This is a genomic window from Prevotella veroralis (genome assembly GCF_018127765.1).
Taxonomy (GTDB): domain Bacteria; phylum Bacteroidota; class Bacteroidia; order Bacteroidales; family Bacteroidaceae; genus Prevotella; species Prevotella veroralis.
The window spans coordinates 586,473-598,569 of record NZ_CP072330.1 but is presented as its reverse complement, the minus strand read 5'-3'; the positions used below and the strand labels follow the sequence as shown (position 1 = coordinate 598,569).

Below are 12,097 nucleotides of genomic sequence, written 5' to 3'. Positions count from 1 at the left end.
AAAGAAGGAGAAACAGCCTCTTCTGCACTATCAATCCAACTGAATAGACTGCTAAAAGAGGGTGTTTATCCTTCTATATAAGTTCTTCGATGATTCTAAAAGAACGTACCTTTAATGGTGTTCAAGTAATATCTGTAAGATACGTTCAGCCGATCTACCATCCCATCTATCAGGTATTCCACTCTTCTTCCACGTTCCTGCGACCATATCCGATAGTGCTGAACGAAGCAACTCAGCGTCTTCTCCAACAAGAACATTGCTTCCTACTTTCACAGTCTCTATGTGTTCGGTGTAACTGTTGAGTGTTATACAAGGGATACTATTGAATGTTGCCTCCTCAGCAACGTTCCCCGAGTCAGTCACAATACCCTGTGCATGAGCAGTAAGATAGGCAAACTCTAAGTAACCAAGCGGTTTAACGATATGCAGATTATGCAAGTTTATATTCTTCTTTAGGCTTAGAGACATGATAACCTGTACTGCAGAATCACGCAAAGGAGCAATAATTGGTAAATCGCCTGCCGTCTCGCTCAAGACACGGAGCATCTTCTCCAGATTGTCCTGATCAGCAAGTAAGGCCTTACGATTCAGTGTGAAGACAAGATAATTACTTTCTTTAATAGGTAAACCTGCCAACGCATCAATGTCAGCAAGGCTCATTCCCTCAATGCGCTCACGGTTATAACGGATGTTGTCAATAAGGATGTTGCCCACCATATACACCTTTGAGAGTTCGGCACCCTCCTTGTTTGCAATACTATTATTGCTGAATCCAGCCGTAAAGAGGATGTCCGACAGTCCGTCAATGACCAATCTATTGATCTCCTTAGGCATCGTTATGTCAAAAGAACGCGTCCCCGCGGCAATATGCGCAAGTGTGATTGCTTGCTTCTTAGTGACTATTGCGGCTGCCATTGTCGATGCCAAGTCATCAACAACGATAACTACATCACTGCTATTAGCCTGTAGGTACTGTTCAAACTTCGACATTACCTGCCCCGTGAGTTCGTTAAGATTCTCACATTCAACGCCCAAGTATGCATCAGGACGATGGATAGCCAACTCGTCAAAGAGCTTATCTTCCAACGTCGGGTCGTCTTCACTACCAGCATAAACCAGTGAGTAGCTCACCTTATGGCTGCTATCACTTTCTGACAACTTGTTTATTACCCTAATAATTGGTGCCACCTTTATAAAGTTAGGACGTGCACCACAAAAAATACAAAGATTTATGTCCTGTGTTGTCATTATCTATTATCCCTTAAACATATCCTTAATACCGCCGATAGAACCCATAAGGTTTGATGCCTCAAATGGTAGATAAACAGTCTTCTGGTTATTATTATGAGCTAAATCGGTCAACATCTGGATATATTTCTGTGCAATGAGATAGTTGGCAGGATTGGTACTTTGTCCAACAGCCTCTGTTATCTTCTGAATGGCAATAGCCTCTGCTTCAGCCTTGCGAATGCGTGCTTGCGCCTGACCTTCAGCTATTAAGATCTGCTGTTGCTTGTCAGCTTCAGCACGGTTGATGGCTGCTTGCTTCTCACCCTCCGACTGGAGAATAGCCGATTGCTTCTGACCTTCACTCGTAAGGATGGTTGCACGCTTATTACGTTCAGCCTGCATCTGCTTCTCCATAGCCTGAGAAACACTTGCAGGAGGCGTTATATCTTGTAGTTCTACGCGGTTCACCTTGATTCCCCACTTGTTAGTTGCATCATCAAGAACCGATCTTAGCTTCGTATTAATAGTATCGCGAGAGGTAAGCGTTTGGTCAAGTTCCATCTCACCGATGATGTTTCGGAGTGTAGTCTGCGTCAGTTTCTCAATGGCGTTAGGCAAGTTATTGATCTCATAAACGGCTTTGAACGGATCAATTATCTGAAAGTAGAGCAGCGCATTAATCTGCATTTGAATGTTATCTTTGGTTATCACGTTCTGACGATCAAAGTCGTACACCTGCTCGCGTAGGTCAATTGAACTGGTATAAGCGTACCTGCCAGCCCTCATAGCTACTATTTCCTTTGTCCGATCAATGAAGGGTATGATGATGTTAATGCCTGGTCGGAGCGTAGCATAGTACTTTCCCAATCGTTCAACGACCTTTGTTTCACTCTGAGAGATAATGACTATCGACATCTTGGCAAAGATAATTACCATGATGATAAGCGCAATCAACACAAAACCTAGAATATTCATAAGCATAAGTCTTTAGGTTCTCTCGCCCACTATCCATTGTTAAGACGATGATAAAAAGGCAAGAGAAGGGTTATTTAATATTGTTTCTTTTAATTGTCATACCTGTTCAACACCTCTCAACAGTCACAATGATAGAGTCCAAACGGAGGATTCGAACGTCATTCCCAACGCTTATCTCCTGTCCATCTATCGACTTGGCTTTCCATGAATCACCATCTATCTTCACACGACCATAGCCTCCAGTCTCTATTGTATCGGTTACTTTACCCTCACGCCCAATCAAAGCGTCAGCATTACTTAACCGTTGGTCTTCCCCCTTATGGAGGTATTTCAGGGCGATAGGACGTACATAGAAGATACTTAACAATGTGAAGATGGCAAACACGATGACTTGAACAACTATGCTATCTATCATCAATGAGGCGACAGAAGCACAAAAACTACCAATTGCGAAGCACATGATAAAGAAGTCATTGTTCATCATCTCGAGGATAAGACATACTATCCCAGCCAGCAACCAAGCCAACCAAAGGTTCTGTATCATATAATCTATCATAGCTATAAAGGGTTGATTTCGTTTGTAAAGATAGTGATAAAAAATGGATCTGTCAAATGTTTACGTAAAAATATGTGCTCTTTTAAATACGAAGAGACGCCCTCTTCGTATCAAGGAAACGCCCTCTTCATATTGAAGAAGGCGTTCCTTTATTTAAAGAACATGCCAACCTGTAGGGACAGACGCCCTCGTCTGTCCGCCAGAGCATGCCAGATCCGCAACCAACTTCCCCGCTTTATGCGGACAGACGAGGGCGTCTGTCCCTACTTTGTGGTATCCTTTTGTATAGAAAGAACCATTCCAATTAGCTTCCGTTAGGCACTCCTCCCCTTGGGGGAGGCTGGGTGGGGTTTCCAGACGAGGGCGTCTGTCCCTACTTTATAGCCTCACCTTCCAGCCCCTTCTCCGAATGGAGAGGGGAGTGGATAGTACCATCTGCCAACAAAGAAGGCGTTTCTTCACATCGAAGAGACGCCCTTTTCATATTAAGGAGACGCCCTCTTTGATGCAAAGAGACGCCTTTCTCAATGCGAGAAGGGCGTCTCTTGAATCTGAAGAGTATCTTGTCTCTATTTCAAATAGGCTTAACGACGCTTCTTTGAAACCTTCTTTGACGATCCAATATGTAATGTACCAGCAGTCGAAGTTGTACTTGTGCGAACATTAGAAGAGCCACTCTGACGATAATACTTCTCTGCTTCTGGCAACCACTTCTCAATGTTTTGGATACGACGAGCATCTGATGGGTGGTCGCTAAGAATCTCTGCTGTATTGCTATTAGTGCCTGCTGCCATTCGTTTCCAGAATGTAACGGCATTTGCGGGGTCGTATCCAGCCATCGCAGCAAATATCAATCCCATGTAATCGGCTTCACTTTCGTTATCGCGACTGTACTTTAGATTACGGAAAGAGAAGTATCCGCCAGCTACTTGAGCTGCTACATCTCCTACGCCACTACCCACTGTTGAATTCAAAACAGTACCTAAGATGTTCGTTCCCATCTGCTGATTCATCTGCTTGGTAAGCTGTTCTGCACTGTGCTTAGCCACTGCGTGCGCTATTTCATGCCCTAAAACAATAGCCAAACTTGCCTCGTTTTGAGTATAAGGAAGCAAGCCCTCATAAACAACGATCTTACCTCCAGGCATACAGAAAGCATTTGCCTGCTTGTCTTGAACAAGGTTGAACTCCCATTGGAAGTTCTTTACTTCATTGGCATAACCATTGTTTCGCAAGTAAGTCTCTACTGCATTTGCAAGGTTACGACCAACGCGTTGAACCATAGCAGTGTTCTTTGCATCCGTTGAACGCTTTGCAGATGCCATGAACTTAGTGTACTCTTGATTGCTAAGACTTAGTAGTTGGGCATCCGAAACACTAAGTCTATGGGTGCGCCCAGTCAATGGCACCTTAGAAGCAGTACCACATGCTGTCATCAAAGCAACGACAGCTGCCATTAAAAAATACTTGATTTTCATATCTTTCTAATTACCTTTTATAACTTTCCGAGTACGAAAGTACTACTTTTTCCATTACTATCAAACGATTTAAATACCTTTTTTAAAAAGGTTAACAAGCGATAATTCATTTTGAAAGAAATAGTTTCTACAGGATTAAACGGTTCTTTCACGCTTACCAATGTCCTTTGTTATCGGTATAAAATAAGCCACAATGAAACTGATAATACCTGATACTGCAACCATGAGGAAGAACTTTCGATAACCTACATACTCTTGTAAGAAGCCTGTAAACCACCCTGACATCACCATGGAAAAGGCTGTTATTGCCGTTCCCAATGAATAAGTGAAAGTGGAATGTTTACCTTTTGTACAAAAGCCTAACCATACTATGTAAGTTGTTAAGCCCAAACCCGCCCCGAAGTAATCGATAATAATACAAATATTAATGATGGATAAGGTGGAAACAAAATAATAACTGAGGTAGACAAAGAGGAACTTTGGTAAGGTGAGAGCCATAACAAAGAACCATAACCAACGTTGTAAGCCATCCCGACGGACAAGACTGATACCTAATCCACAACCTGCTATAAAGGCAAAAGTACCCACTGTGCCTTGCACCAAACCTAATTCTTGAGGCGAGAGAGCTAATCCGCCATTGCTTCCGGGATCAATGAGAAAGAGTGGAGCAACCCTTATAAACATCCCTTCGGGTATTAAGAAACAGAAGAGAAAGACGAGGTTTGCAACGTAATGAGGTCTTCTTATGAAGGCAGCCGTCACATCATGCCACCATTGGCGAGTAACACCACTCCATATAGGGAGCTTCGCACGGATAACAGCCTTAGGCAGAATGAGGGCATGAAATAAGGTCATAGCAATCATCAAAACGGCTAATACCCAGAAAAGAGTAGCCCAAGCTGGGCGAACAGTACGATTGATCACCTCCAAGTTACCTGCTAATGTGATGGGAATAGCCATCCCGACGATGATAGAAAGCAGATAAGAGACAGCTCGAAGACCGAAGAATATAGGTCGTTCCAGCAATAATGCTTCCCGATTATAGAGCCTTTCAATGGCTACATCATGCAAGGCTGCAGCGATCGCAATGACCATAAAGGCAGCAACCGACCATAAGAACCAATCCATAAGGCGCACAGAAAGGGCTAAGCCAACGAGACTTAACGCTATAACACACTCTGCAAGAATAATCCAGAAACGCTTGCTTTTATAACCAACTACGAACCTTCCTAATAGTGGACGTAGGATGAAAGGAAGAAAGAACCACGATGTGGTAAGTGTTATTGCACCATTCGACAAGCCCATCCGGTTGTAGAAAACTAATGAGGTCATTAACAAGATGACATAAGGTAAGCCCCGTGTAAGATAGAGCGTAGGTATCCATAACCAATGACTGTACCATTGGTTTGCAATCGGAATACCATTTTTTATTTGCTGTTCGTCGCTCATCTCTTACTCTCTACACCTTATATATATAGGGTTTCTATCATTGTATTCTTGTAATAATGATGGAGTATCGTATCATACTTATAGCCCTTCTCCCCCATTACGGCAGCTCCTATCTGGCACAGCCCAACGCCATGTCCCCAGCCCGCACCAATGAGTTGGAAATGTTGTGGCACTCCGTTCTCTATATGGCTACGCTCTACAACGAAGGCAGAACTATACAAATGAGTTTCACTCAACGTGCGTCTTATCTCTAACTCTTTACCAATAACACGGCTATACTTGGTGCCAACAATCTTTAAACGACTGACTCTCCCACTCTTTCCACGCTCTAATGGTTGCAAGTCAACGATCTTTCCAAAGTCAATACCCGTCTTTCTGCATATTAACTCGACAAGCTCTGTTTGACAGAAGTCCACCTTCCAACGATAAAAGTCGTGCGTCTCTTGGTCGTAGTTATTGAGTACTTGACTCAAAACTGCCATATCATGCGTATTACAGAATGCCTCTGGAGAAGACAATATCCATTCTCGTGCATGGGTTTCATTGGTTAAGTCTATACTTGGAGTAGTCCCTAAAGGTGCTTTGTCAGCAACGGAAAGCAGATAAGACTTACTTAGATTCTCCCAACAATACTGATACTCCTCCGTTACTCCACCACAACATTTGCTGAAACGGGCGTCACAAATCTCGTTACCAGCCATCAATACTTGTCCACGAGTTGCCTTGATGGCTTCCTCCACATGTGGACTTGTAGCTTTCGTGATACCTTGGTAACGTTGACAATGGTCATCGGCACAAACATCAAAGAGCTTATGGTCTTCCCTATCAAACCATCTTACCAGCTCTTCGGGTGTTTCGATCATGGCCGAAGTGGCACTCTTTCGATTGTTAGCAATATCTTTTCGTTTCTCTATCTGAGCCAACAACCAACTGCGAGAGATAACTGCATGTGCCTTCAAAAGCTCTAATGAGGAAGTAGCACTCATCTCACTGGATATAACACTGGCTAAGTAACGCTCAACGGGGAGCTTGTTTATTGCCACAATCTTGCCTTCGTCAATGATAAGATGCAGCTGCCCGAGGAATGTCTGAGCCTCTTTTCGTTCCCAATGGAAGTTTACTCCAATGGTAACATCAGCCAACGTGAAGGATGAATCGGCACTCTTTGGAGTGAAAAGGAGTTCTTCGTAATAGGCACCCTTCCATCTTATCTTGCCTTGGGAATACTCAACAAGCTGTTCACCTATCACCTCTTGACCATCAAGAGTGTATTCCTTATTTAACTGGAAATGTATCTTTTCTGCACTGACAATGCCTACTGAAACTTCTGGTTCTGCTTTTTTATTAGCCAATGATATGTTCTTAACAACCTTATCCATCGCCTCTTTTGATAAAGAAACCTCCTGCAAGATGGCTTCGGCACGTTCTGCTGTCATTCTTTCAAAGTCTGTTTGACGTGGAAGAATGAGTAAACCGCCCATATCCAAACTACCGGGACTCACCAAGTATTGGGCTTCTCCTTCTGCAGAATAGCATGCAGGGCGATGCTTCTGACGTGGGAAAACGACAGAGATAAAGCGTTCCTCATCCCTCCAAGACACGATATTCATCATCGGTTCGGTCTCATCTTCTTTCAAAGGGAGGACATTATAGATTGTTTGGAACAACTGTGTATCATGCTCCTCATCGTGGCTCACAATAGCAAGAGCAGGACAGATATAATCTTCTATCGCATAGACTCCATCGTTGTTATCCAATGTCAACAATGGTTTAGATGTCTTCCACAATACTTTCCAATGCTTTTGTATGGGTAAGATACCGCTTGTCCCTGCCTGGAAATGCAAATGATCAGGAGCACTGGCACCACACTTTGGACCATTATAAAACACCATCAGGTGTGGATATAAGCTCAACAAGCGATGCACCTGACCATAGTTTGCGACTATAGACTGTGCTTGGTGCTTGCAAGCAGGTATTGTGAAGTGCACAGGAAGGATGGGGAAAGGATTGACTAAGATATCGAAATCATGATGAAAAGGCAATCCTATCTGTACAGAAGGGCGGTTCTTGGCACAAAGGAAACAAGGACGTTTCGCAAGGGAAGCCTTATCTATCTTCGCCCCAGTGCTTACCATGCGTGCAGGATTGTATTGCGCGAGGGCTGAACCCACCTCACGTGTCTGCACGTTAGCCAACTCCTCAAATCGAGTCTGTACTTCTTTCCATTGGTTCAGCTGCTTATGAAAAAAATCGTAAAGCCCTTTCTCTACGCTATCGTTCTGTTGTTTGCGTGCAAGTAACTCCATTGTACGCAGCTGATCCTTGTATGTATTGTTGGCATTAAGCCTCTCTAAGCTAAGAACAGCATCACTATTCCCACCCCAACGACGGCAGAGATAAAGTTCATCATATATTCTTCCAATACGAAAAGAGCGACTGAAAGCCAATCCCATGGCGTAATCTTCACCATAACTAGTGTTTGGGAACTGCACTTGTCGGGCTAATGGCGTAAAGAAAGCACGCGGAGCTCCAAGTCCATTGATACGTAATGCGTTGTTACAACCATTGTTTTCTGTCCACTCACTATGGCTTATCAAGCCCGGAGGTAAGGTGTTTAAATCGAAGTCACACATACGATATGACCCCACAATCATTGCTGCTTTCTGCTCATGAAAGGCGTTAACTATGGTTTGCAATGTACGTTCTGACGAATAGAGATCATCACTATCCAGCTGTACTGCAAAGCGTCCGCAATGTTCGTCATTGATAGCATAATTCCAGCAACCACCTATCCCGAGGTCTGTTCGTGAGGGTATGAGGTGTACCAATCGGTCATCCGTTGCCAAAGAATTAAGTTTCTCTGTAGTCTTATCTGTTGAATGATTATCCACCACAATGACATTAAACGGGAAATCAGTAACCTGTGAGAGAGCTGAAACAACAGCATCTTTCACAGTCTTCTCACGATTATAAACAGGGATAATCACCGAAGCCTCAACAAGGAAATCACCTTTCGTGAAGTCGGGTTGAGCATAACGTTGCGTGTCAACCAAGGCTCCGATGGCTGCAAGATGGCGTGTTGCAGCTTGCTCCATCTCAATCTGTACCTCTCGATTACGTGGGTTTACATAGTCAAACTGCTTCTCTCCACTCGCACGAAGATCGTCTTCCTCTTCTGTGTATAGGTATTCATTCAGGTGGAAAATACTTCCTTGTCGACTCAAGAACAGGCGCAAGTCATACCAACCTGCATATTTATAATGTTCTGATTGACGCTCTTCTGCATATTTCCGCAGCATCTTTCCATTTAGAAGAACTACTGATCCAAAGTCGAAATCATCCCTAATACTACCCAACTGATAGTCGATTACAGGATGTTTCTGCGCCTTTCCATCCTCAACGGAGTAATGATCTGCATAGACCATAGCCGCCCCTGTCTGTTCAGCCACTTGTATCATGCGTTCCAAAGCATGGTAACCTAAGGTCAAAGGACTTGACTTCATATAGAACAAAACATAGTCTGCTTCTGTGGACTTAGCCATCAACAGCATCATGTCTGACGCCATTAAGCCTGTTCCCTGCAACACTTTTGCCTGTCCAGGTATGCCTTCTACAGCAACAGACTGTGCCGCTAAGAAAAACACTTGATCAACTATCTCTCCTTTCCCCATAGGTAGTTGAGCCATCAATGAAGCCATTGTTTCACTCGAACTATAGGCTAAGAAGCAACTTATCTTTTTGTTCTTTTCCATCTGAATGTATTGTTTTCTAGTATGCAAAGATAATACAAAATCCTTTATTACACCTATATTCAATCTTTTAAAAGCAATATTTATCCATCTTTTTACGTAACTTTGCGACCATTAAACATGGTATATAATAAAGGTAAGAATGGATAAGGAGAATCATATTGATCGTGCATTAGCATTCATGGAGCAGCTTGAGAAGTTGGGAAATCAACTGCATCAAGCTGACGAACAACAAAGACTTATGTTGCAACAAATGCTAACAATGAGTAAACTCAACCTAACGGACACAGAGGAATATCACACACTTGAACAGCGAAGTAAGGATCTTCAGGCTATGATTAACAAGTGGCGTCCTTACTACGAGGAGCGTTTGAAGATGGTAAAAGAGGCTCAAAAAGCTGCGAAGAAATAATCAATCAGGATAATGGAAAAGGATAATAACAAGGGAGGAATGATGAGTGTTATCGCCGCTTTGGGTGCAAATGTACTCGTAGCGATATCTAAGTTCGTTGGTTTTGCAGTCTCCGGATCAGCCGCAATGCTTAATGAATCGATCCACAGTATTGTGGATTGCGGTAATGAAATACTCTTACTCGTAGGTAATAAACAAGCGGAAGCAAAGCAAACAGACCAACATCCGTTTGGACAAGCACGTGCAAAGTACTTCTATAGCATGGTAGTTGCGATGATGTTGTTCTTTGCAGGAGGTGCTTTAGGTATCATGGAGGCTACGGAAAAGCTGTTTCATCCAGAGCACAGTGTGGAGAACACGTGGTTAGTCATGGGTATTCTCGTCTTCGGATTGATTGTGGAAAGTATCAGCCTGCGCGTTGCCTTCAAGGAAATCAACGAACTAAACAAAGACAATTTGCCCCTTTATCGCTTCTTGAGAGAGAGCCGTCACAGTGAAATTCTCATCATCTTTACCGAGGATACGTGTGCTGTCGTGGGCTTGTTGATTGCTTTGACAGGTACACTTCTTAGTCATTTCACAGGCAATCCATTCTATGATGCACTCTCAGGTGTGCTTATCGGTGTGCTACTCTGCCTTGCTGCGCTCTTATTGGCACGTGAGTTTTATAGTCTGTTGATTGGAGAAAGCGTTACAAAAAAGGATCTTGCCCGTATCAATGAGGCTTTTAATAGAAATGACATCAGCAAGCTCATCAATATAAAAACAATCCATCTCAGTCCGACAGACATACTTGTCACGGCAAAGGTGGATATCAAAGACGAGTGTGAAGTACAATCGCCTGAGATTGTCAACGACATTGAGCGTACCATACGTGCAGCCTTTCCAAGCTATAAGATTTATATTTATATCGAAACTGACAACTATCAAGAGGATTACGACAGCGCACATCCTACTTGCTAAAACATCAACTTGTCGACCATAAAAAAGCAATGGCAATGAGAACTATTCATATAGTTTCCATTGCCATTTCTTCATATCTACACATCCATTTGAGCGAAAGGTAATACCTTCTGACTCGAGTAACTGCCGTTGTTCCGCCCAATCAGGAGCAGTCCTCCCAGCACTGTTCACCACCCTATGACAAGGTAGTTTCTCCGCTTCGCCAGCATTATGTAGCATCCTTCCCACCAATCGTGCATGACGAGGATAGCCCAAGAGCCACGCAATCTTACCATAGCTTAACACCCTTCCTGACGGAATTGATGCTACAACCTCATATACTCCTTTACGAAATGCAGCTATATCAACAGCCATTCCTCACCATCATTAGCATCAAAAAAAACAAGAAGGATAGTCGACAGAGAGACCTTGTCACGACCATCCTTCAATATATTCAACTTACGTGTCAGTGCTTTAGAGTTCAGCTTCAACAGCTTTCTGAACCTCCTTGCAATCAACAGTTGGTTCGAAGCGAGCCACTACCTCGCCCTCACGATTTACCAAGAACTTAGTGAAGTTCCACTGTATATCGTTCTGTTTACGCGGTTCCGAGTTAGCCTTGTTGTACAAGTCTTCCATGATAGCAGCCAACTTCTCCTCGTAAGCACCACCATCATAACCCTTCTGACTCTTCAACCATGTGTAAAGAGGAAGTTCGTTTGCTCCGTTTACATCACTCTTCTTGAACTGTGGAAAGTCAGTCCCGAACTTAGCCGTGCAGAACTCATGTATCTCTTCATCAGTACCCGGTGCCTGGTGACCGAACTGATCGCAAGGAACATCAAGGATTTCCAAACCCTTATCCTTCAGGCTTCGATACATAGCTTCTAAGTCTTCATACTGTGGAGTGAAGCCACAACCAGTAGCAGTATTAACGATAAGAAGAACCTTACCCTTATATGTTTCGAGGCTAACCTCATTACCTTTTTTATCTTTCAAATTGAAGTCATAAACTGTTGCCATAACTCTTTTACTTTTATGTTTATAATGTTGTTTACTCTAATAAATGTTTGTGTCGTCCCTTTTCAATGCGAAAGTTGTTAGAAAAGGCATGTCACCTCTTGTGGCTCCCACCATCGTCGGTGTCATGCCTCTGCCTTTCTAACGTTATTATCTATCATCAAATATTCACTACACAAGGGAGAGTTACCTCTCTCTTTTGGTATTGCAAAGGTAGAAAGAATAATTTATATCGCAGGCGATTGGTGCTTATCTTTAACATAATTTCGCATGTTCTTCATCGAAA

Annotated in this window: 10 protein-coding genes; 2 read left to right on the top strand and 8 right to left on the bottom strand. The window is 43.1% G+C overall.

From position 1 onward, the window contains the following. Window positions 1-111: 111 nt before the first annotated feature. The 6 genes from J5A55_RS02460 to J5A55_RS02435 form a co-directional block, all read right to left on the bottom strand. Window positions 112-1,248: a UDP-N-acetyl glucosamine 2-epimerase gene (locus J5A55_RS02460; RefSeq protein ID WP_004382614.1), complete on the bottom strand. Its 1,137-nt coding sequence runs from the start codon at window positions 1,246-1,248 to the stop codon at window positions 112-114. 6 nt (window positions 1,249-1,254) lie between these two features. Then, window positions 1,255-2,211, bottom strand: coding sequence for an SPFH domain-containing protein (locus tag J5A55_RS02455; protein ID WP_004382613.1), 957 nt, complete (start codon window positions 2,209-2,211; stop codon window positions 1,255-1,257). 100 nt (window positions 2,212-2,311) lie between these two features. Continuing rightward, a complete protein-coding gene (locus J5A55_RS02450) occupies window positions 2,312-2,761 on the bottom strand; it encodes an NfeD family protein (RefSeq protein ID WP_004382612.1) in 450 nt (149 codons plus the stop codon). 584 nt (window positions 2,762-3,345) lie between these two features. Further along, complete coding sequence (locus tag J5A55_RS02445) at window positions 3,346-4,239, bottom strand: M48 family metallopeptidase (protein WP_004382609.1); 894 nt, start codon at window positions 4,237-4,239, stop codon at window positions 3,346-3,348. Window positions 4,240-4,374: 135 nt separating this feature from the next. Continuing rightward, window positions 4,375-5,688 carry an MFS transporter gene (locus J5A55_RS02440; RefSeq protein ID WP_004382607.1) on the bottom strand — a complete coding sequence of 438 codons (1,314 nt, stop codon included), beginning with the start codon at window positions 5,686-5,688 and terminating at the stop codon, window positions 4,375-4,377. A gap of 17 nt (window positions 5,689-5,705) precedes the next feature. Further along, window positions 5,706-9,440, bottom strand: coding sequence for a DUF4922 domain-containing protein (locus tag J5A55_RS02435; protein WP_004382606.1), 3,735 nt, complete (start codon window positions 9,438-9,440; stop codon window positions 5,706-5,708). A 139-nt stretch (window positions 9,441-9,579) separates the two neighbouring features. On the opposite strand from J5A55_RS02435, the gene J5A55_RS02430 reads away from it, so the two are divergent. Further along, entirely contained in the window at window positions 9,580-9,849 is a 270-nt protein-coding gene (locus tag J5A55_RS02430) for a hypothetical protein (protein ID WP_004382605.1), read from the top strand. Window positions 9,850-9,861: 12 nt separating this feature from the next. Continuing rightward, the gene (locus J5A55_RS02425) at window positions 9,862-10,812 is read left to right on the top strand and encodes a cation diffusion facilitator family transporter (protein ID WP_004382604.1); all 951 of its coding nucleotides are present in this window, start codon (window positions 9,862-9,864) and stop codon (window positions 10,810-10,812) included. Between the two features lie 42 nt (window positions 10,813-10,854). Here the strand turns inward: J5A55_RS02425 and J5A55_RS02420 are convergent, their stop codons facing one another. Both J5A55_RS02420 and J5A55_RS02415 read right to left on the bottom strand, forming a co-directional pair. Next, entirely contained in the window at window positions 10,855-11,166 is a 312-nt protein-coding gene (locus J5A55_RS02420; protein ID WP_004382603.1) for an MGMT family protein, read from the bottom strand. A gap of 99 nt (window positions 11,167-11,265) precedes the next feature. After that, window positions 11,266-11,814, bottom strand: coding sequence for a glutathione peroxidase (locus tag J5A55_RS02415; RefSeq protein ID WP_004382601.1), 549 nt, complete (start codon window positions 11,812-11,814; stop codon window positions 11,266-11,268). Window positions 11,815-12,097 lie beyond the last annotated feature (283 nt).